This is a genomic window from Bacillus toyonensis BCT-7112 (genome assembly GCF_000496285.1).
GTDB classification, from domain to species: domain Bacteria; phylum Bacillota; class Bacilli; order Bacillales; family Bacillaceae_G; genus Bacillus_A; species Bacillus_A toyonensis.
Genome location: NC_022781.1, coordinates 3,489,141 through 3,509,974 on the forward strand (window position 1 = coordinate 3,489,141; position 20,834 = coordinate 3,509,974).

Consider the following 20,834-nt stretch of genomic DNA (forward strand, 5'->3'; position numbering starts at 1 on the left):
AAACTAAAGAGAGTTTGCAAATGAAAAGGTGATAATGTTGTTAATTTCAATTAAAACGTTACAAGATGATCGTTTTTTACGTCCGCTACAAAATATTGGCGGCTTATTTTTTGAAGATAGTACGATTGGATTTGAACAAGAGGAAGCAAATCTTATCGTTGATATACACATTGAAGAGAATGTGAAAGCATCAGCTCGCTTAACAGATGTTGCTACTGGAAATGTGTATGAAGAAACATTCGCGAAAGATTTATCTGCTTTTACAGATGAAAAAGAGCGTATGAAGCAAGTGAAACATGTTGTTTCTTATGTATATCTTTCTGTTCTTCAGCAGTTAACAGGTCTTGAACAAAGCTGGGGTATTTTAACGGGAGTACGTCCGACGAAACTTCTTCATAAAATGCTTCAAAGTGGTATGTCAAAAGAAGAAGCACATCAAGAACTTCGTGAAAGCTATTTAATTCATGAAGAGAAAATTGAACTTCTTCAGCGTATTGTTGATTGTCAATTAGCAGTTGTTCCGGATTTATACCGTTTGAAAGAGGAAGTAAGTATTTATATCGGTATTCCATTCTGTCCGACGAAATGTGCATACTGTACATTCCCAGCTTACGCAATTAACGGACGCCAAGGATCTGTTGATTCGTTCTTAGGTGGTCTACATTATGAAGTTCGTGAAATTGGTAAGTTTTTAAAAGAAAAAGGTGTGACAGTTACGACAATTTATTACGGCGGCGGTACACCAACAAGTATTACAGCAGAAGAGATGGATATGCTGTATGAAGAAATGTATGAAGCATTCCCAGATGTGAAAAATGTGCGTGAAGTAACTGTTGAGGCAGGTCGTCCAGATACAATCACGCCAGCGAAACTAGAAGTGTTAAATAAATGGAATATTGACCGCATTAGTATTAATCCGCAGTCATACCATCAAGAAACACTAAAAGCAATTGGCCGTCATCATACTGTAGAAGAAACAATTGAGAAGTATCATTTAGCTCGTGAAATGGGAATGAACAATATTAATATGGACTTAATTATTGGTCTTCCTGGTGAAGGGTTAGATATCTTCAAGCATACGTTAGATGAAACAGAAAAGTTAATGCCAGAATCATTAACAGTTCATACGTTATCATTTAAACGTGCTTCTGAAATGACACAAAACAAACGTAAATATAAAGTAGCAGGTCGTGAAGAAATTACAGCGATGATGCACGAAGCAGAAGAGTGGACGCAAAAGCATAATTACGTACCATATTACCTATATCGTCAAAAGAATATTTTAGGTAACTTAGAGAACGTTGGTTATGCAATGCCTACGCAAGAAAGTATTTACAACATTGTCATAATGGAAGAAGTACAATCGATTATCGGGCTTGGCTGCGGTGCTTCAAGTAAGTTTGTTCATCCGAAGACGGGCGCAATTACGCATTTCGCGAATCCGAAAGATCCAAAATCATATAACGATGGCTTTGTAAAATATACAGAAGATAAACTGAAAATTTTAGAAGAGCTGTTTGTGTAAGCATAAGAGGACTGTTCCGATTTGGAACAGTCTCTTTTTTATCCGGCTATTTGCGGGGGGAAGGCTGCCTGTAAAAACCCGATTAAAGTTTCGTTTTATTTTGTCAGTTTTTGTCGGTAAGTCGATATATTCGAAAAATCGCTGATATATATTGAGTTGCGGTCGATATATTTTAAAAATCGCTGATATATTTCAAGTTGCGGTCGATATATTCAAAAAACCGCCGATATAATTTTATTTACTGAGAAGTGAATCAAAACATACCTTCATTTGTAAAACTATGTCGATAATAATCAGAAAAATTAGTCAATTTTATAGAGGACAATGTCTACTTATAGACGAAATGATAGATTTATGAAAGAGAAAAGGGGGAAATTGTTGGCATGTACATGACGATAGGGAGAATTTTTGATTTATCTGTTGGTAAGTATCCGAATAAAGAGGCGTTAGTGGAACCAGAAAAAAATATTCGCTGGACGTATAAACAGTGGGATGAACAAATAAATAAAACGGCGCACGCTCTATTAGAAGAGGGAGTAAGAAAGGGAGATTGTGTATCTGTTTACTTATATAACTGTCGTGAATTTGTAAACGTTTACTTAGCTTGTGCAAAAATTGGTGCAATCTTTAATCCAATTAATTTCCGCTTAAAAGCGAAAGAAGTATCTTATATTCTTCAGGACGCATCCTCGAAAGTAGTTGTCTTTGAAAAAGCAGTTGAGTCAACTGTTGCTATGATTGAAAGGGATTTTCCAAATACATCCTTTTGGTATGTAGAAGACGATAAACCTTCCTATGCAAGCTCCTACCATGAAAAAGTAAATGCAGCATCTTCTGAGAAAGTAGATATCGAAATTGATGAAATGGATTATTGCTCTATGCTTTATACGAGCGGTACGACAGGGCATCCGAAAGGCGTATTGCATCGTCATCGTGAAATGACTGAGCATAGTATGATTTGTACGTATTTCTTAAAATATAACAGGGATAGTGTCGGGCTTGTAGTAGCACCTTTATATCATTGTGGTGAGTTGAATGCTGGGATTATACCGCGCATTCAAGTTGGCGGAAAGAATGTTATTTTGCATCACTTTGATACTGAAACAGTATTACATACGATTCAAGAAGAGAAGATTACAACGTTCTTTGCAGCACCGACGATGTGGAATATGTTGCTGCAAAAAGATTTATCCCAATATGATTTAACTTCGATGAAAATTGGTATATATGGCGGAGCAGCAATGGCACCGGCTTTAGTGAAGGAATGTAAAGAACGTCTTTATATTGATCTCGTCCAAATATACGGAATGACAGAAATGGGGCCAGTTGTTGCGTTTCTCGTGGAAGAGGATCAAATTACGAAAGCTGGTTCAGCAGGGACGCCATGTTTTAGCCATGAAATTCGTATTGTAAAGCCGAACGAAGATGCACCTGCAGAGCCAGATGATGTATTACCTCCTTATGAAGTGGGAGAAATTATTTTGCGCGGTCCGACTATGATGGCTGGCTATCATAATCGTGAAGAAGCAAACACAAAATCGCTGTATAAAGGATGGTATCATTCAGGTGACTTAGGTTACTTTGATAAAGACGGCTATTTATTCGTTGCAGATCGCGTGGATGATATGGTAATTAGCGGTGGTGTAAATATTTATCCTCGTGAAATTGAAGATTACCTCCATAGTCACCCTGGTATATTAGATGTTGCAGTGCTTGGTGAACCTGATGAATTATGGGGAGAACGTGTTGTAGCCGTTATTGTAAAGAAAGATGAAGCGATCACAGAAGCTGATTTAGAAAAGTATTGTAAAGAAAGTGATGAATTAGCAGATTATAAACGCCCACGTCATTATTTATTTGTGGATGAACTTCCTCGTAATGCGAGTGGGAAACTGCAGAAATTTGTGTTGAGAGAGTCGTTAAAAGGTACGAAAAAATAATAAAAATGCCTTTCCAATTTGGAAAGGCATTTTTATTATTTACGTGAAAAACCTTCTTCATCAAGGTATTCCGCTGCTTCTGGATAAGAGTTGAATGTACCGTCTAAGTTTACGCCAGCATAAACGTTCCACATGTCATCCTCTGATATAAGAGTAAGAATATGACCATCTTCGTTATGCCATTCTTCTTCTTTCGCAGGTTCTGCAGGGATTACTACTTCTTCTTGTGATAATAGTTCAATTGATTGCTCAATTACTGAACGTAATTCTTCCGCTGAAAATTCACGGATGTTAATCATACCTTTATCGTCCGTTTTGTAACCTTTAATACCGCTTGCATATACAAATCCGTTTCCATTTGGGTGTAAATGATATACAACGTTCTTTTTATCTAAACGACTTTCTTCAAAGTGAAAGTTTACGCGTTTTAATGATACGTTCTTTCTTTCTAATTCAGGGAAAGATTCAATGATCGATAATTTTTCTTCAAAAGTTAGCATAGTGCCTCCAAGTATATAGTAAAAGATTTAATTTGTTCATTATAGCATAGTTGCAATTGTTTCCAAAGGTAAGGGGGAAACTTTTCATTGAATACGTTTACTTCACGAGACTGTAAAAAGTACGCTAACGAATAAATCTTTTTAGGTGTACAATGGAACGTGGACTTTATATGAAGGTGGTTATTTTATGTTTCAAAAAATTGCAAAGGAATGTTTAGCAGGATTTACGGTTGCGATTGTTGCGTTGCCACTTGCCATTGCGTTTGGTATTGCGGCAACGGGAACGTCTGAAGGAGCACTGGTCGGATTGTATGGTGCCATTTTTGCAGGTTTATTCGCAGCGTTATTTGGTGGTACACCTGGTCAGGTTACTGGGCCAACTGGACCGATTACGGTTATCGCGACAGGAGTTATTGCGACGCACGGGTTAGAGGCGAGTTTTATAGCATTTATGATGGCGGGACTTTTTCAAATTTTATTCGGGGTATGTAAGCTAGGCTCTTACGTTCGATATATTCCGTATCCTGTCGTTTCAGGATTTATGAACGGTATTGCACTGATTATTATTTTAGGTGAAATAAAACACGTGCAAAATAGTTTTCTGCTCGTAGTATTAACGATCATTGTAATGATTGTTTCTGGAAAATGGATTAAGGCCATTCCATCTAGTTTAGTTGCGTTAGTCGGTGTGACTGCGTTGTTGCCTTTATTTTCTTCATTGTTAGAAGGGCTTACAGTGAAGGTACCGATTATCGGAAATCTTTCACTAAATAAAGTAATTGAAAAGATTGGAACGATTCCAGAAGCGATGCCTACGCTTCATATTCCATCTTTAAGTGGAACAGGATTAGCAGAACTTATTTTACCAGCGCTTAGTATTGCTTTATTAGGTTCGATTGACTCTTTATTAACGTCAGTCGTAATGGATAATGTGACAGGTACACGTCATAAAAGTAATAAAGAACTTGTCGGACAAGGTATCGGTAATATGATGAGCGGATTGTTCGGCGGATTAGCAGGTGCAGGGGCGACTGTACGATCTATCGTTAATATAAGAAGTGGCGGTAAAACGGCGCTTTCGGCAAGTATGCATAGTGTTATATTGTTTATTTTCATTATGGGACTCGGTTCAGTCGTACAATACATTCCACTTGCTGTATTATCAGGTATTTTAATTTTAACGGGTATTGGAATGTTCGATTGGGAAAGCATGAAGAAAATGCATGTAGCGCCAAAAGGTGATGTTATTGTTATGCTCGTAACGATGATCGTTACAGTGAAGTTTGATTTAATGATCGCTGTTGCATTCGGGATTATTCTTTCCTTCATCCTATACATTGTGAAATGTAAAGAACGTAAAACTTCGATTGTAAAAGAAAGAGAAGCAACGTATACGATTCAAGGACCGCTCTCTTTCTTATCAGTAGATCGTATTTTTACTACTTTACAAGATGTGAAGTCACCGATTGTTTTACGTATGAAAGATGTGCGCTATATGGATGTGTCAGGAGCGATGGCATTATTAAATTTTGTTGAGCAGTCAAATAAAGCTGGAGCGAGTGTAACGCTTGAACAAGTACATCCAAGTATTAAAAAAACAATTGTAGTAATGGCGAACGACGAACAGAAAGAGAAATTGAAGTTTTTAGGTGTTTAGACGGTATAATAAAAATATCGCAAAAGAAAATTTAGAGTATGTAAAATACGAATGAAATAAAAAGAAGGTGCTCGAAAATCCAGTATAACGGACTTTTCAGAGTACCTTCTTTTTGTTATTCAATTCCCAAGTCAACAATCATATAAGCAAGTATAACAACGAAGAAAATACTTACGGCTGGTGCTGTTAATACGTGACCAGACATAAAGCCGATGCCGAGCGATAAGACGAGTGTGTTAGCTAGTAGCATATGTTTTACATTTAATAGTTTCTTGAAGTTAGTGATGATGCGAATGAATATTTTAATACCGAAATAAAGAAGCGGCAGCAAATACATAAGGAATCCAACAATGCCGAACGCAAAGAATAGGTCGTAGAAATCCATTTCGACTAATTTAGGTGTAGTTGTATAGTTACCAGCGTAGCCCATTCCAAATAGTTTTTGAGATAGTGGTGCGTCTTTATAGTATTGTTTGTATACGTTTAAAAACTTGTCACGATCACTGTAAATTAAACTCTTCATTTCAGAGTCTGTTAGTTCACCCTGCTCACGTTCTTCTTTCGTTACCTCTCCTTCTTGTACTGGATTTTTATATTTATATATTTGTAAATGGATGCTCATGTTTTTGGCGATAGGAGTATATGGTGTAAGTATGAGTATACCTCCTAATACGATAGCAACAACAATTGTATTTACAAGATATGTGAATCCTTTTCCTTCTTTTTTACGATGAATAATATATTCAATGAATAAGAAAAAAAGAGCGATACCAAGTGTAATAACAATGGCACCATAGCCTACTTTCGTTCCAATCATAATGCTTGCATACATCGCAAGTACAGTTGGAATCCAGTAATAGATTTTCGAGAAAGAAGTTGTTTTATGAATTGAGTACAAGACAACGATGGGGAACGTAATGGCGAAAATGGAACTTAACTCATTTCCAGCAAAGAACCATCCCCTTGAACCGATCTTTGAGTTCGGATAACTTGGGAAATCTGTACTAGTCAACATTGCCACAATAATTGAGATACTCAAAATTAACGTTGCATATAAGAAATAGATAATGATTTTATGAAACGCATATTCGTTATTTTTTAACTCTTTAAGAGCAATAATATACCCAAACAGTAGTACCATTGGATATACACTTTTTAAAATGAATTTCACTTCTTCTCCGAAAGAAACTGGAGATTTGACCATTAAATTATTAACAAGGCCGATTGTGAGTACAGTTCCAAGTAAGCATAAGTAGAGAATGTATTTTTTCGCACCTTGTTGTTTGTGATGAAGAAGTAGATACCCTGATGCAAGAAGCATAAAGGCGAAACGGACTACGATTCCGACTGTTGCGCTCATGTGTAATACATAGATTGAAAAAGATGTTAGTAAATCTAAAATTGGTTGAAACACAATGAATAGCAGTAGGAAATGTGGGAAGTAGTTATCCGTCTGTTTCAACTTATTAACCATATGTTCCTCCATTTCTTCATTCTTTTATTTCAGCACCCGAGTGAGGGGATAAATACCTTTTTATCCGGCTATTTACCGCGCAGTAAAACTCCCACCTCAAAATTCAGCTGGAGCAAAGAAGTTAGGTGGAAGCCCTGCGGACCGTAAAAGCCTTCACTTTATAGTAAGGCGAATGAATTTCAATATTTGTTTTTAAGCAGTACATGCAAGAAGACATTATTTCATTGTAATGATAGATAGATGAAAGGTATGGATAAAACGACTTTGATTGCTATATTTTTTAACGAAATGGTATGTTTTATACAGGATATATACAAATTGCGAGATTATTAGACAGAAAATTAAGAAAAAAGAAGGATTTTTTACCTGTTTTCTATAATTATATAAGTATAATCTTTATGTAGAAAAGAGGGGTATATGATGGAAGTAACGAGTAAAACAGAATCTGTGGTTGTGAAATATGAAGGAAGCGTAGCAACGGTGATGGTCAATCGCCCAGAAGTGTTAAATGCATTAGATGAGCCAACGTTAAAAGAGCTATTACAAAAGTTGAAAGAAGTAGCGGAGAGTTCTGCGCATATTGTTGTGCTATGCGGGAACGGCCGTGGTTTTTCTGCGGGTGGGGATATTAAATCGATGCTTTCAAGTAATGATGAAAGCAAGTTTGACGGTATTATGAATACCATTTCTGAAGTCGTTGTAACTTTATATACGATGCCGAAGCTTGTGATTAGTGCAATTCATGGACCAACTGCTGGTCTTGGATTAAGTATTGCATTAACTGCTGATTATGTGATGGCAGATATATCGTCAGTTATTGCGATGAACTTTATTGGAATCGCTTTAATTCCAGATGGTGGCGGTCATTTCTTCCTACAAAAGCGCGTCGGTGAAAATATGACGAAGCAAATTATTTGGGAAGGCAAGAAATTATCAGCAACAGAAGCGTTAGATATCGGCTTAATTGATGAAGTAATCAGCGAGGACTTCCAAACAGCTGTGAAACAAAAAATTAATGAATGGTTACAAAAACCGGTTAAGGCGATGATTCAAACGAAGCAAATTTTATGTGAAGTCAATCGCTCTAATTTAGAACAGACGCTGCAGCTTGAAAAACGCGGTCAATATGCGATGAGACAAACAGCTGACCATAAAGAAGGCATTGCTGCGTTTTTAGAAAAACGTCTACCAGCATTTAAAGGGGAATAAAGTAAAACTTTAATTAGTGAGGGATTTTGCTCACTTCCTACTGATTATTAGCCCGTTAATTCGGGATAAAAGGGAGAAAGTGCTAACACATTTTAGTATAATTGTGTTAGCACTTTTTTTTAGGAGTCATACATGAAAAAAATTATAGGTATTACCGGTATAATTTTGTTTGTATATTATGCTTTGCACAGTACACCATCTATGGCTGTACGAACTGCATTATTTTTTGAAGGGCATCCAAGTGTTGCGTTTTCTGGCGGGGTGACGAAAGAAAAAGATGTGAAAAAAGAAGCGATTCCAGATGAGTACCAAACTTTATATGGTAATAAAGAAGAAAAATCAGAGCACTATTTCTTCCCGCATGTAAGGGCGCACGGATCAGGAATTGATATGTTAAGTGCGTGTGTGAAAAAAGAGTGGTTTTTCTATAAAGTGAAACTTTAATCAGTGGGGGGTTTGTTCATCCCCCACTGATTATTAGTTGAACCAATCGGGCGTTTACGGGCAGTTGATCTCCCACCTAACTTCTTTGCCCCATCTGAATTTTGAGGTGGGAGTTTTACTGCCCGTTAATGCGGGATAAAGCAGAGCTCGGGTGTTATTGAACATAGGAGGATGAATGATGTCAACTTATAACAAGTTAGTAAGAGACCGTGTTCCAGAGAAAATATTAATGTCTGGAAAAACATATACAGCACAAAAATTAACAGGCCAAGCATACATACAAGCTTTAGCGAAAATTGGAACGGAAGAAGTTCGTGAATTTGCTTCTATGAAAGAGCGTGAACATGCGTTAGATTCTCTTGCGGATGCACTGGAAGTGATTATGTCATTAGCGCGTGCAGAAGGAGCAACAATTGAAGACGTAGAACGCCTTCGTAAGCAAAAAAAAGAAGAGCACGGTGGATTTGAAAGAGGGATTTATTTATTAGATGTTTCAGAAGAATAGTTTTATAGGAAAAGCATAGCGTTACTCACTAACGCTATGCTTTTTTGCTGCAATGAAGCTAATAATGAAGAAGATAGCCGTTAATCCCCAGCCGATTGTAATAGAAGTAGTAGTATGAACGGCATAAGAAACTTGTAAACAAAGTAATGATGCTAAAAACCAAATGAGTGCAATGTGTATATATTTTTTTGATATATTCATATTTTGTAGCTCCTTTTTACATACTAAAGAGAATTTTACTATAATTTAGAAAATTAGACCATATAAGTAGAGGTTTCATAGCAAATTTTGTATACTGAATAATAGAGAAAATGAGGAGGAAACGACAATGGCACATCATACGAAAGAAACGATGGAACTCATTAAGGAGCTTGTCTCTATTCCGAGTCCATCTGGAAATACGGCGAAAATTATTAATTTCATTGAAAACTATGTGAGTGAGTGGAACGTAGAGACGAAGCGTAATAATAAAGGCGCTCTTATTTTAACGGTAAAAGGGAAAAATGATGATCAACATCGTTTATTAACTGCTCATGTTGATACGTTAGGTGCGATGGTAAAAGAAATTAAATCTGACGGTCGTCTTCGTTTATCTATGATTGGCGGATTTCGCTGGAACTCTGTAGAAGGGGAATATTGCGAAATTGAAACGTCAAGCGGTAAGGCGTATACAGGAACGATTTTAATGCATCAAACATCTGTACACGTATATAAAGATGCAGGTGAAGCGAAACGCGATGAGAAAAATATTGAGGTTCGTATTGATGAGCGTGTTTCTTCTGCGAATGAAGTACGCGAATTAGGAATTGAAGTAGGAGACTTCGTTTCATTTGATCCACGCGTTCAAATTACAGAGAGTGGATACATAAAATCACGTCATTTAGATGATAAAGTAAGCGTAGCAATTCTATTAAAATTAATTAAAAGATTGCAAGATGAAAATGTAACATTACCATATACGACGCATTTCTTAATTTCTAATAATGAAGAGATTGGATACGGTGGAAACTCTAACATTCCAGAAGAAACTGTAGAATATTTAGCAGTTGATATGGGAGCGTTAGGTGATGGACAAACATCTGATGAATATACAGTATCTATTTGCGCAAAAGATTCTAGTGGTCCATACCATTATGCATTACGTAAACATTTAGTTGAACTTGCGAAAGCGAACAATATTGAATATAAAGTAGATATTTACCCGTACTACGGATCTGACGCATCAGCTGCGATTCGCGCTGGATTTGATGTGAAACATGCATTAATTGGAGCCGGTATTGATTCTTCTCACGCTTTTGAACGTACGCATGAGAGTTCCATTGCACATACAGAATCATTAGTATATGCGTATGTAATGTCTAATTTAATTGAAGACTAATTTCATAGAAAATAAAGTGGGCTGATTAAAAATATTATTTTTAATCAGCTTTTCATTTAGGGGGGCAAGATGAAAAAATTATTGATGGGGAGTATCGTTGTAAGTTTAATGTTAAGTGGATGTGCTCAAGAAGGTTCAGATGAAAAAGTAGTGACGAAGGTAGAGGATACCCAGGGGAATAAAAAAGAGAGTAGAAAAATACAAGGTTCACAAATAAATCCACAAGTGCAAAGTCGCTACACTGTTTTAATGAATTCTACTGAGGGAGAAGCGTATACTTTGCATGTTTTTTCGAATAATGAACAACATGAAACGCAAAAAGAACCTTGGGTTGGTGCACAAGAAGGGGATCAAATATATAAAGGTGAATATCAGCTTGCCTTACAATCTACAAGCGCGACATTATATTTGCAAGAGGCGAAAATTGGAGAGTTTGTATTTAATACGTCTAGAAAAAATGGATTTGTAAGTAAAGGTACACCAGATTTTTTCATAGCACTGCAACGTGAGTCTTCTAATTTTTCAACAGTGAAAGCTTTTTACATTCATAAAGGGAAAGTGCTCGAAGTGAAAATTGATGAAGATGATTTTGGTATTACAGGAACTTGTTTTAAAGCTTTAAATAAAGGGAAGTTTCTTATTGGGAATTATGATAATGGAGAAGGAATGTGGTATTTTTCAACTTTCCAAACCGATCTTGAAACGGGAAAAGCGAAACGGATTGATCAGAAAAAGCTTCCTTTGGAGGAAGGGAATGTATATGTTAAGGACAATTTCAAATGATACATTAGGAGAAGCAACTTATGGTAGTATGCTAGATTGCTATGAAGAACAAGATCAGAATGTATCTTCTTTCTGTTAATAAAAATAAAGGGATTGCCAATAGGCAGTCTCTTTTATTTGCGAAAGGATTTAGAAAGGTTTCTCTTTATTTCCGGCATATGATATCATTTAATTTTATATACAAAAATATTCGAGTAATTGTGATCATAACAATTTTAAACGATAAAGGATGATAATAGATTGAGTAATCATAGTAAAACACCTGCATGTATATATACGTATGCGTTTCGCGAAGAGGAGCGTGCTTTATGTTACTTGGAAATGCGCTCGTTCTTTGGGATGGAGTCTCACGTTAATATTTTGAAAAGTGAAGTCAAGATTGCTCCGAGTAGAAGTCCGTTTATTAAAGAGCGCGTTGAGGTTATGTATGAAGGGGACGACTTAGAAAGCATTTTAGAACAAGTGGAACAAATTGATTTAGCGGGAGCGACATTCAAAGTTATCTTCGTTAAAATCAATGATCTTGGTAAAGAAAATAAAATTGAATATGGGGAAAGACGCCTTATTGAACGAGACCTCGGTATGCATATTGAAGGAGAAGCAGACGTTCGTAATCCAGAGCGCGTATTCGGGATTGTTCCTCTTGGAGGACGTTGGTACTTCGGGCACTATGTAGAAAGTGATCCAGTTTGGTATCATCACATAAAAAAACCGCATAGCTATTCGACATCACTGAGCACACGTGTTGCTAGAGCTGTCGCAAATATCGCTGTACCAAACCCAGATGGAGTACGAGCAATTGACCCGTGCTGTGGCATTGGAACAGTAGTGGTAGAAGCACTTTCTATGGGGATTAACATCGTTGGTAGAGATATAAATCCACTTGTAGTTCTTGGAACGAGAAAAAACATCGCACATTTCGGGTTTGAAGGAACAGTAACAAAAGGCCCAATTGAAGAAATTACTGAGAACTACGACGTCGCAATTATCGATATGCCATACGACCTATTTACGCACGCAACACCAGAAGATCAACTCTCGATTCTTTCAAGTGCGCGCCGTATCGCAAAAAAAGTAGTCGTTGTCACGATGGAAACAATGGACGACATGATTCATGAAGCGGGATTTGAAATTACAGACCGCTGTATCACAAGAAAAGGATCATTTTCTAGACAAATTCTTGTTTGTGAATAAGAAAAAAGGTCACCCGTTAGGGTGGCCTTTTTGGTTTGTATGAATGTGTGATTGGTTGGTGGAATGGGGAGATGATTTGTCGATAAGTCGATATACTATGTTGAACCGCTAATATATTTCGAGAATCAATCGATGTTAGATTCCTCTTCTTTCGTTTTCTCTTGTTGTACGATTAATAAATTGCGCAATACGTGTCCGCGGTAACTTTCTAGTTTTCGTCCTTCATGATAGCGGACACCTAATTTTTTAAGTTCAGCTACGTACCAGCCTTTTGTTCCGTAATACATGAGACCACTTCCTTTTTTCTTTTGAACAGTATATGTTGTGGGGATTTGGAACTTTCTCATCAAATTAATATTGAATATTCAGTTTATTTATATTATGATTAATTTAGTATCGGATGGCAGTGAGTAGCCTCGCTGTAAGCCCGGATTTATATTTGAAAATGAAGAGAGTAGCTTCTTTCCACTTGAGCTTCTTTAGCAGGAGTACGAGCTAGAAGGATAAGGGGAGTAAATAAAATTCAATGCAGCTGTATACGATGCTTTTCTGGCTTTTAACATAGTAACGGAGGGTGAAATATGCGCAAAGGAACTTTTTTCATGGCTGGACATTCGAGACTTCCGAAAGGGATGGCGGTTCGCAGTATGTACGAAACGTTAACAATTACAATTGAAGCAGATCATAAATATCATGTCATTATTGAAGCGTCATGTACGCTTGCAACAGAGCACGGGAGAGGCTTCGTCGCCCAAATTTTAAGAGGACATAGTTTACGAGATGGTATTGAAGAAATTGTGCAAGATATTACAGATCATTATCAAGGAAAAGCGCAAAATGCTATCGTCAGTGCGGTCAAAGATTTGCATCGCCAATATGTAAGTTATTTAAATGATGAAAAGCCTGTGGAAGAGTACGAGGAAACAAATTTATAATCAATGTCTAGTTTATAACGATAAATGAGAGCCAGTTGTATTTCCTTTAAAGAGATGCGACTGGCTTATTTTATTTGGGAGTAAGTAAGATGAATACGTGAAAAGAAATTCAAGTTGTAAAACAAGAAGCGAAAAAAGGGGATTTATAAAATGTGTAAAGTATGTCGAGGAAATAATAAAAAACGAATTGACAGTTATAATATTTAGAATTATTATTTAATTAATAAGATCCATTCGAGAAATTAGCCTTCTCTAAATTCGATCTTGTTTTCCTGTTTACACATGTTTTCATATGAACTGTCTATTATTATTGTACTTTAAGAGATTAAAGACACTCGTAATGATAAGCCAGTTGTACGTTTCTACGATTTTCTGTCGTGGTGCGTATGACTGGCTTTTTGCTGTTAGGGCAGTAAGACCAAATCTCGGCATAAGAAGATAAGGATAACTGTCTGTAAAAAGCGTCAATACGTTCTTCATATTTCATTTAGGGAGGAATTGAAATGTCGATTATTACAGAACAAAGTACGAAGATGAAGTTTGCAAAAAAATATGAGGGTTATGAAATTATTCCTCATCCGGAGCATAAACGTTTATATCATATTATGTTAAATCAGCAATTGCTTAAGCAGTTTTTTGAAGAGGTAAAAGAGCATTCAGAGCAGTCATTACAATACATTCCGTATTCACGGTTTAATCTTGCTGATGGAATGAGAAAGATTTTTGGGCAATCATTTATGGATAACATTCGCGGCATTATTCATGACCGTGAAACGGGCGGATTTACAATTGGGGTGCAAGGTGAAACGGCAGATCCAGCAGATTACGTGAAATTTGCAACAGCAATAACACATTTAATTGGGGCACCAAACTTCGATGCAATGACAGGAACGTATTATGCAAGATTTAATGTGAAAGATACGGATAGTAGTGATTCTTACCTTCGTCAAGCGTACCGATTGTTTACACTTCATACGGACGGTACATTCGTTGATGAACCGACAGATTGGCTTCTTATGATGAAAATGGAAGAGCAAAATGCAGTAGGAGGAGAATCTCGTTTACTACATTTAGACGATTGGGAAGATCTTCAAAAATTTAGAAACCATTCACTCGCATCTGTTAAAATTACGTATAAAGCACCACCAAGTAAAAATGCGCAAGAAATCGTCTATCGTGAAACGTTTTTTGATATAAATAACGCACCATGTATTTGCTTTATTGATCAGTTCGCTTATCCAGATAATATGGAACAAGCAAACTATTTGAAAGACTTATCCTATTCAGTTGAAAACTCACAGGCAACACATGCATTAAAATTACCAGTTGGTGACTTAGTTCTTTTAAACAATTTATTTTGGATGCACGGAAGAGCTGCATTTGAGAAGAATAAAGATTTATATAGAGAACTCATGCGTCAGCGCGGTTGTTTTTCTAAATAATATGTACGGCAGGTCTTTTGAATAGACCTGCCTTTTATCCCGCTATTTGCCGGGCAGTAAAACTCCCACCTTAAAATTCGGCTGAAGCAAAGAAGTTAGGTGGAAGATTAACTGCCTGTAAACGCCCGATTGGTGAAGACTAATAATCAGTGGGGATGGACGAAACCCCACTGATTAAAGTTTCACTTTATACGATTAAGGGGGAATTAGAGTGTATGACTTTATAATTATTGGCGGAGGAATTGTTGGTCTATCAACTGGAATGGCTTTAACGAAAAAATTCCCTCGTGCGAAAGTCGCGATCATTGAAAAAGAAAAGGAACTTGCACACCATCAAACTGGACATAATAGCGGAGTAATTCATTCTGGCATTTATTATAAACCAGGGAGTTATAAAGCGAAGTTTGCCAAAGAAGGAAATGCAGCTATGGTTCAATTTTGTAAAGAAAATGACATCGCTTATGACATGTGCGGAAAAGTAATTGTCGCTACAGAAAGAGAAGAACTTCCTCTTTTACATAACTTATATGAGAGAGGCTTACAAAACGATTTACACATTTCAAAAATAGATAAGGAAGAATTAGCTGAAATTGAACCTCATGTAAAGGGACTAGGGGCCATCCGTGTTCCTTCTTGCGGGATTGCTGATTATAAAGGAGTCAGTTATGCATTTGCTCGCTTAATTCAAGAAAGCGGCGGTGAAGTACACTTAGGAACAACCGCAGAGCGTATTACTGAGAAAAAAGATGCTGTAACAATTGAGACAAACAAAGGCACATTTAAAACGAAATTTCTCATTAACTGCGCTGGCTTGCATAGTGATCGCATTGCGAAAAAGACAGGTATATTAACTGATATGAAAATTGTTCCGTTTCGTGGTGAATATTACGAACTTGTCCCAGAAAAACGCCATCTTGTAAAACATTTAATTTATCCAGTTCCAAACCCAGAATTCCCGTTTTTAGGTGTTCATTTTACAAGAATGATAAACGGAGACGTACATGCAGGACCAAACGCAGTAGTAAGCTTCAAGCGCGAAGGTTATACGAAAACGGACTTTAATATGAAAGACTTCATGGAAACAATGACATACACAGGCTTTTGGAAAATGGCGATGCCAAATATGAAAGAAGGCATAAAAGAGATGGTGCGCTCATTTAGTAAACAATCATTTTTAAAAAGCTTACAGCGCCTCATACCAGAACTAACAGAGAAAGATATCGTGCCAACACATGCAGGGGTAAGGGCACAAGCTATTTTATCAAACGGAAATATGGTTGATGACTTTTGCATTATTCCTGGCATCAATTCTCTACATATTTGTAATGCACCATCTCCAGCTGCAACGGCAAGTATAAAGATTGGTGAGGAAATTGCTAAGCAAGTGCCGGATGTGGTGGCGGTGAGGGTTTGATGGATCCCCCAGGGTTTTCGGGGGATTTTTTTGTTATGAGGTATGGTGAGTGTGGGGCTAAATTGGAGGCTAATAGTCACCAACTGTTTACTGTATAAAAAAGTAGACAGTAGTGTATGTTTTTTTGAAAAATGTATACAGATTTATTCCGCTATTCGCCGGGCAGTAAGACCCTCGCCTCAAAATTCAGCGAAAGCAAAGAAATTAGGTGGGGATCGGGCTGCACGTAAAAGCCCGATTGGTGTGGGCTAATAATCAGTCGGGGATGGACAAACTCCCTACTGATTAAAGTTTCACTTTATACTCTATCCGTTGGCATGATACTTGCAATGAAAATAGTATTAATATATAGGGGAGAGATAGAAATGAAGGTTAGCAAAATATACACAACTATTGATGCGCACGTAGCTGGGGAACCGCTTCGAATTATTACGGGCGGCGTGCCAGAGATAAAGGGAGAAACGCAACTAGAAAGACGCGCATACTGTATGGAACATTTGGATCACCTTCGTGAAATTCTTATGTATGAACCGAGAGGGCATCACGGGATGTATGGTTGTATCGTTACACCGCCTGCAAGTGCTCACGCTGATTTTGGTGTTTTATTTATGCACAATGAAGGCTGGAGTACGATGTGCGGCCACGGCATTATTGCTGTTATTACAGTAGGAATTGAAACAGGTATGTTTGAAGTGACTGGTGAAAAGCAAAAATTCATTATTGATAGCCCTGCCGGGGAAGTTATTGCGTACGCAAAGTTTAACGGGAGTGAAGTAGAGTCAGTATCATTTGAAAATGTTCCTTCGTTTGTATATAAAAAAGACGTTCCTATCAAAATAGATAACTATGAATTTCAAGTAGATATCGCGTTTGGTGGAGCCTTTTATGCTGTAGTGGATAGTAAAGAATTTGGTTTGAAAGTCGATTTCAAAGACTTACCTGCTATTCAAACGTGGGGCGGAAAAATTAAACATGATATTGAAAGTCAAATGGAAGTAAAACATCCATTGGAAGAAGGTTTAAAAGGAATATACGGTGTTATTTTCTCAGATGAACCGAAAGAAAAAGATGCTACTTTACGAAATGTGACAATCTTTGCTGACGGGCAAGTAGACCGTTCTCCTTGCGGCACAGGAACTTCTGCGAGACTCGCAACTCTTTTTGAAAAAGGTGCCTTACAAAAGGGAGAAACTTTTATCCACGAATGTATCACAGATGGTCATTTTGTGGGAGAAGTATTATCTGTAACAGAGGTAGCTCAATATGAAGCAATCGTTCCGAAAGTAACCGGGCAGGCATTTATTACAGGATTTCATCAGTTTGTATTAGATCCGAGAGATGATTTGAATCGGGGATTTTTGTTAGGATAAAGTGAAACTTTAATCAGCGGAGGGGTTTATCCTCCATTGATTATTAGCCCACACCAATCGGGTTTTTACGGGCAGTTGATCTCCCATATAACTTCTTTGTCCAACCGAATTTTCAGATGGGAGTCTTACTGCCCGTTAATACGGGATAGAAGGAGGAGGTGGAAAGATATGCTAGTTATAAGCGCAGAAGAACAAAGAAATTTAGTAAATATGAACGAAGTCATTGCATACGCGGCGCTTGCTTTACAAGAATTTTCCGCAGAAAGAACAATCACACCAATACGTACTTCATTACCATTTGCAAGCGAACAAAATACGGCATTAATTATGCCTTCAGTAGCGGAAGGACTTGAGGCGCTCGGCTTAAAAGTAGTAACAGTCGCCCCGCAGAACAAAAAGATAGGAAAGAAAACGATAAACGGGATTGTAATGCTATCAGATTTTCAAACGGGAGAACCACTCGCACTTTTAGAAGGATCGTACTTAACGATGATCCGAACAGGTGCCTTATCAGGAGTAGCAACAAAACATTTAGCTCGTCATAACGCAAAAACTTTATGTATTATTGGAACCGGTGAACAGGCGAAAGGAATTGCAGAAGCAGTATTAGCGGTTAGAAATATTGAAAAGGTCATTTTATACAATCGAACGGAAGAAAAAGCGTATGCATTCGCGCAACATATACAAACGACATTCGGCAAACCTGCTTACGTTTATAGAAATCCAAATGAAGCGATAAGCGAAGCAGACATCATCGTCACAACAACAAATGCATCCACACCAGTCTTCTCAGAAAAACTACAAAAAGGTGTCCACATAAACGCCGTCGGTTCATTCAGACCGAGCATGCAAGAACTACCATCTCACGCCATCGCGAACGCAAACAAAGTAGTAGTCGAATCAAAAGAAGCAGCATTAGAAGAAACGGGCGATCTTCAAGTGCCAATAAAAGAAGGTTTATTTAAAGCTAGCGACATACACGCCGAACTTGGTCAAATTATAAGCGGTGAAAAAGCTGGTAGAGAGAATGAGGAAGAGATTACTATTTTCAAATCAGTTGGCTTGGCCGTAGTAGATATTATCGTTGCGAAGTATTTGTATGAGAAAGCGGTGGAGCATGGGATAGGGAATAGGATTGAGTTTTGAGGCTGCCTTTTGGTGGTCTTTTTTTGTGGGAGGTATTCGTTTCTATTAATAGATTTAAAACTTTCAACATTTACAAAAAAGTTTGACTTTATATACTGGTAGTGGTAATTTAAAACTTATAAGAAAACTCGAGAATTAATCGAGTTTTCTTATGGGTATAAACAGTTCGAGGGGGCCGAAAGATGAAACGGAAGTTATTTGCATTACCATTTGTCCTAATACTACTTATTGCATTAGCGGCTTGTTCTGGGGAAAAAGATTCTTCGAAGCAAGCGGGCACTAGTAAGTCAGGGAATCCGAAAGATGGAGGGGCGTTAACGATTGGTGTTAGCGATAATCCAGATACGATGAATCCGCTTTATGCGAATGATCGTGTGTCATTAACTGTGCAGCAAGCTTTATATGCGCCGCTATATCACATGGAAGACGGTAAGAAAAAGTTTGTTCTTGCTGAGAGCTTTACGCCTTCAGAAGATCAATTAACGTGGACGTTGAAATTAAAAGATAATTTAAAATGGCATGATGGTAAGAAAATTACATCAGACGATATAGCATTTACATTCCAATCTATTTTAGATGAGAAGCAAAATAGCTCAAGTCGTGAAAACTTTATTTTTAAAGGAAAACCGCTTGAGGTGAAAAAAGTAGATGAGTTAACGACTCAATTTGTTTTACCGCAAGTAAGTGCATCTTTCGAAGGTGTAATGAATGATTTCTTCCCAATTCCGAAACATGTATTTGAAGGGGAAGCAGATTTAGCGAAGAGTACGAAAAACTTACAGCCTGTTGGATCAGGTCCGTTTAAGTTTAAAGAGTATAAATCAGATGAGTACGTTGCATTAGATCGATTCGATGATTATGTAGGTGGTAAAGCTAAATTAGACTCTATCGTATATCGTGTTGTAAAAGACCGTAATACAGCAAATGTTTCACTGCAAAATGGTCAAATCAACATGAAGATGATTGAGCCGCAAGACTTTAAGAAATTAGATAGCACTGGGAACTTCTCAATGGTGACATTCCCTGAAGGTAGATTATTCTACTTATCTTATAACATGAATACAGATTTGATGAAGAAAAAAGAAGTACGCCAAGCAATTGCGCATGCGTTAGATAAAAAAGAAATGATTAACTCAGCATTCGTTTCAGGTGAATTTGCAGAACCAGCAAATTCAATCTTAACGCCAGACGCTATGTATTATGCGAAAGATATTAAAGACTATAAGTATGATAAAAAAGAAGCGAAAGATTTATTAGCAAAAGCTGGTGTGAAAGATAAAGAAAAAGTACGAGTTATGTATGTAACGAATAATAAAATTATGGAAAGCTTAGCGCTATATACACAACAAAAATTACAAGAAGTTGGCTTACAAGTTGAACTAAATGCATTAGATGCTAGTGCGGCAAGCGAAAAAGGCTTAGATAAAGAGAATAAAGAATATGACATTACATTTGGTGGTTACATTATGGGACCTGAGCCAGATTCATATAAGAGCTTATTCTTAAGTAATGCGGAATACAATTATGCACGATATAAAAACGCTGATTTCGATAAGTTATGGGAAGAAGCTGCAGTTGAAACAGATAAAACAAAACGCGCAGAGCTATACCATAAAATTCAAGAGACAGCGAGAGAAGACGTACCTTATCTACCAATCGCATATCCGAAAGCAGTTATTGCAGTAGATAAAAAGTTTGATGGATTGAAAGAAGCGAAAGCAATTCCTGTCACAATGTTTGAAGATCTATCTAAGATTTATGAAGTGAAATAAGAAACAGTAAAGAAGCTGGTGGAAATCAGCTTCTTTATCCCGCTTAACGGGCAGTAAGGCTCCCGCCTCAAAACTCGATGAATGCGAGGAAGTAAGGCGGGAGTCGTCGGATTGTCCGTTAAAGCCTAATTGGTGCAGGCTGATTA

At 37.3% G+C, this 20,834-nt stretch carries 19 protein-coding genes; 15 read left to right on the plus strand and 4 right to left on the minus strand.

What is annotated here, in order from left to right:
- Positions 1-34 precede the first annotated feature (34 nt).
- Both BTOYO_RS17865 and BTOYO_RS17870 read left to right on the plus strand, forming a co-directional pair.
- Positions 35-1,525: a coproporphyrinogen III oxidase gene (locus tag BTOYO_RS17865; RefSeq protein ID WP_002007015.1), complete on the plus strand. Its 1,491-nt coding sequence runs from the start codon at positions 35-37 to the stop codon at positions 1,523-1,525.
- Positions 1,526-1,908: 383 nt separating this feature from the next.
- Entirely contained in the window at positions 1,909-3,465 is a 1,557-nt protein-coding gene (locus BTOYO_RS17870) for a fatty acid--CoA ligase (RefSeq protein WP_000281986.1), read from the plus strand.
- A 35-nt stretch (positions 3,466-3,500) separates the two neighbouring features.
- On the opposite strand, the gene BTOYO_RS17875 is transcribed toward BTOYO_RS17870, so the two are convergent.
- Entirely contained in the window at positions 3,501-3,965 is a 465-nt protein-coding gene (locus BTOYO_RS17875) for a hypothetical protein (RefSeq protein WP_000955010.1), read from the minus strand.
- A 187-nt stretch (positions 3,966-4,152) separates the two neighbouring features.
- Between BTOYO_RS17875 and BTOYO_RS17880 the strand changes: the two genes are divergently transcribed.
- Entirely contained in the window at positions 4,153-5,622 is a 1,470-nt protein-coding gene (locus tag BTOYO_RS17880; RefSeq protein ID WP_000486661.1) for a SulP family inorganic anion transporter, read from the plus strand.
- Between the two features lie 115 nt (positions 5,623-5,737).
- Here the strand turns inward: BTOYO_RS17880 and BTOYO_RS17885 are convergent, their stop codons facing one another.
- Positions 5,738-7,096, minus strand: a complete 1,359-nt coding sequence (locus tag BTOYO_RS17885) for an O-antigen ligase family protein (protein ID WP_000247544.1) — start codon at positions 7,094-7,096, stop codon at positions 5,738-5,740.
- Positions 7,097-7,516: 420 nt separating this feature from the next.
- On the opposite strand from BTOYO_RS17885, the gene BTOYO_RS17890 reads away from it, so the two are divergent.
- From BTOYO_RS17890 to BTOYO_RS17900, 3 genes are all read left to right on the plus strand, one after another.
- Complete coding sequence (locus tag BTOYO_RS17890) at positions 7,517-8,305, plus strand: enoyl-CoA hydratase (RefSeq protein ID WP_000454188.1); 789 nt, start codon at positions 7,517-7,519, stop codon at positions 8,303-8,305.
- Between the two features lie 132 nt (positions 8,306-8,437).
- Positions 8,438-8,749 carry a hypothetical protein gene (locus BTOYO_RS17895; RefSeq protein ID WP_000720138.1) on the plus strand — a complete coding sequence of 104 codons (312 nt, stop codon included), beginning with the start codon at positions 8,438-8,440 and terminating at the stop codon, positions 8,747-8,749.
- A 178-nt stretch (positions 8,750-8,927) separates the two neighbouring features.
- Entirely contained in the window at positions 8,928-9,254 is a 327-nt protein-coding gene (locus BTOYO_RS17900) for a nucleoside triphosphate pyrophosphohydrolase (RefSeq protein WP_000109210.1), read from the plus strand.
- A gap of 21 nt (positions 9,255-9,275) precedes the next feature.
- Here BTOYO_RS17900 and BTOYO_RS17905 read toward each other — a convergent pair whose 3' ends face one another.
- Positions 9,276-9,455 (minus strand): hypothetical protein, encoded by a 180-nt coding sequence (locus BTOYO_RS17905; protein WP_001027088.1) that lies wholly within the window; start codon positions 9,453-9,455, stop codon positions 9,276-9,278.
- 127 nt (positions 9,456-9,582) lie between these two features.
- Between BTOYO_RS17905 and BTOYO_RS17910 the strand changes: the two genes are divergently transcribed.
- From BTOYO_RS17910 to BTOYO_RS17920, 3 genes are all read left to right on the plus strand, one after another.
- Positions 9,583-10,632 carry a M42 family metallopeptidase gene (locus BTOYO_RS17910; RefSeq protein ID WP_000930090.1) on the plus strand — a complete coding sequence of 350 codons (1,050 nt, stop codon included), beginning with the start codon at positions 9,583-9,585 and terminating at the stop codon, positions 10,630-10,632.
- Positions 10,633-10,701: 69 nt separating this feature from the next.
- Positions 10,702-11,415 carry a hypothetical protein gene (locus BTOYO_RS17915; RefSeq protein WP_000735161.1) on the plus strand — a complete coding sequence of 238 codons (714 nt, stop codon included), beginning with the start codon at positions 10,702-10,704 and terminating at the stop codon, positions 11,413-11,415.
- 240 nt (positions 11,416-11,655) lie between these two features.
- Complete coding sequence (locus tag BTOYO_RS17920; protein ID WP_000064982.1) at positions 11,656-12,609, plus strand: TRM11 family SAM-dependent methyltransferase; 954 nt, start codon at positions 11,656-11,658, stop codon at positions 12,607-12,609.
- Between the two features lie 125 nt (positions 12,610-12,734).
- On the opposite strand, the gene BTOYO_RS17925 is transcribed toward BTOYO_RS17920, so the two are convergent.
- Entirely contained in the window at positions 12,735-12,956 is a 222-nt protein-coding gene (locus tag BTOYO_RS17925) for a YflJ family protein (protein WP_002038052.1), read from the minus strand.
- Between the two features lie 234 nt (positions 12,957-13,190).
- Here BTOYO_RS17925 and BTOYO_RS17930 point away from each other — a divergent pair, with 234 nt between their 5' ends.
- From BTOYO_RS17930 to BTOYO_RS17955, 6 genes are all read left to right on the plus strand, one after another.
- Positions 13,191-13,544 carry a DUF3870 domain-containing protein gene (locus BTOYO_RS17930; protein WP_001225458.1) on the plus strand — a complete coding sequence of 118 codons (354 nt, stop codon included), beginning with the start codon at positions 13,191-13,193 and terminating at the stop codon, positions 13,542-13,544.
- Between the two features lie 503 nt (positions 13,545-14,047).
- Entirely contained in the window at positions 14,048-14,986 is a 939-nt protein-coding gene (glaH, locus tag BTOYO_RS17935) for a glutarate dioxygenase GlaH (protein ID WP_000022846.1), read from the plus strand.
- A 211-nt stretch (positions 14,987-15,197) separates the two neighbouring features.
- The gene (gene lhgO, locus BTOYO_RS17940) at positions 15,198-16,400 is read left to right on the plus strand and encodes an L-2-hydroxyglutarate oxidase (RefSeq protein WP_000271848.1); all 1,203 of its coding nucleotides are present in this window, start codon (positions 15,198-15,200) and stop codon (positions 16,398-16,400) included.
- Between the two features lie 317 nt (positions 16,401-16,717).
- Positions 16,718-17,770: a proline racemase family protein gene (locus BTOYO_RS17945; RefSeq protein ID WP_002038054.1), complete on the plus strand. Its 1,053-nt coding sequence runs from the start codon at positions 16,718-16,720 to the stop codon at positions 17,768-17,770.
- A gap of 168 nt (positions 17,771-17,938) precedes the next feature.
- Positions 17,939-18,916, plus strand: a complete 978-nt coding sequence (locus BTOYO_RS17950; protein WP_000960269.1) for an ornithine cyclodeaminase family protein — start codon at positions 17,939-17,941, stop codon at positions 18,914-18,916.
- Between the two features lie 182 nt (positions 18,917-19,098).
- Positions 19,099-20,688, plus strand: a complete 1,590-nt coding sequence (locus BTOYO_RS17955) for an ABC transporter substrate-binding protein (RefSeq protein ID WP_000823575.1) — start codon at positions 19,099-19,101, stop codon at positions 20,686-20,688.
- Positions 20,689-20,834 lie beyond the last annotated feature (146 nt).

Bases quoted from the DNA above. Each gene is read 5' to 3' on its own strand.
- BTOYO_RS17870 (WP_000281986.1), top strand. From the start codon at position 1,909: ATGTACATGACGATAGGGAGAATTTTTGATTTATCTGTTGGTAAGTAT.
- BTOYO_RS17950 (WP_000960269.1), top strand. From the start codon at position 17,939: ATGCTAGTTATAAGCGCAGAAGAACAAAGAAATTTAGTAAATATGAAC.
- BTOYO_RS17885 (WP_000247544.1), bottom strand. From the start codon at position 7,096: ATGGTTAATAAGTTGAAACAGACGGATAACTACTTCCCACATTTCCTA.
- BTOYO_RS17900 (WP_000109210.1), top strand. From the start codon at position 8,928: ATGTCAACTTATAACAAGTTAGTAAGAGACCGTGTTCCAGAGAAAATA.
- BTOYO_RS17875 (WP_000955010.1), bottom strand. From the start codon at position 3,965: ATGCTAACTTTTGAAGAAAAATTATCGATCATTGAATCTTTCCCTGAA.
- glaH (WP_000022846.1), top strand. From the start codon at position 14,048: ATGTCGATTATTACAGAACAAAGTACGAAGATGAAGTTTGCAAAAAAA.
- BTOYO_RS17915 (WP_000735161.1), top strand. From the start codon at position 10,702: ATGAAAAAATTATTGATGGGGAGTATCGTTGTAAGTTTAATGTTAAGT.
- BTOYO_RS17890 (WP_000454188.1), top strand. From the start codon at position 7,517: ATGGAAGTAACGAGTAAAACAGAATCTGTGGTTGTGAAATATGAAGGA.
- BTOYO_RS17945 (WP_002038054.1), top strand. From the start codon at position 16,718: ATGATACTTGCAATGAAAATAGTATTAATATATAGGGGAGAGATAGAA.
- BTOYO_RS17905 (WP_001027088.1), bottom strand. From the start codon at position 9,455: ATGAATATATCAAAAAAATATATACACATTGCACTCATTTGGTTTTTA.
- BTOYO_RS17865 (WP_002007015.1), top strand. From the start codon at position 35: ATGTTGTTAATTTCAATTAAAACGTTACAAGATGATCGTTTTTTACGT.
- BTOYO_RS17880 (WP_000486661.1), top strand. From the start codon at position 4,153: ATGTTTCAAAAAATTGCAAAGGAATGTTTAGCAGGATTTACGGTTGCG.
- BTOYO_RS17925 (WP_002038052.1), bottom strand. From the start codon at position 12,956: ATGAGAAAGTTCCAAATCCCCACAACATATACTGTTCAAAAGAAAAAA.
- BTOYO_RS17930 (WP_001225458.1), top strand. From the start codon at position 13,191: ATGCGCAAAGGAACTTTTTTCATGGCTGGACATTCGAGACTTCCGAAA.
- BTOYO_RS17895 (WP_000720138.1), top strand. From the start codon at position 8,438: ATGAAAAAAATTATAGGTATTACCGGTATAATTTTGTTTGTATATTAT.
- BTOYO_RS17910 (WP_000930090.1), top strand. From the start codon at position 9,583: ATGGCACATCATACGAAAGAAACGATGGAACTCATTAAGGAGCTTGTC.
- BTOYO_RS17955 (WP_000823575.1), top strand. From the start codon at position 19,099: ATGAAACGGAAGTTATTTGCATTACCATTTGTCCTAATACTACTTATT.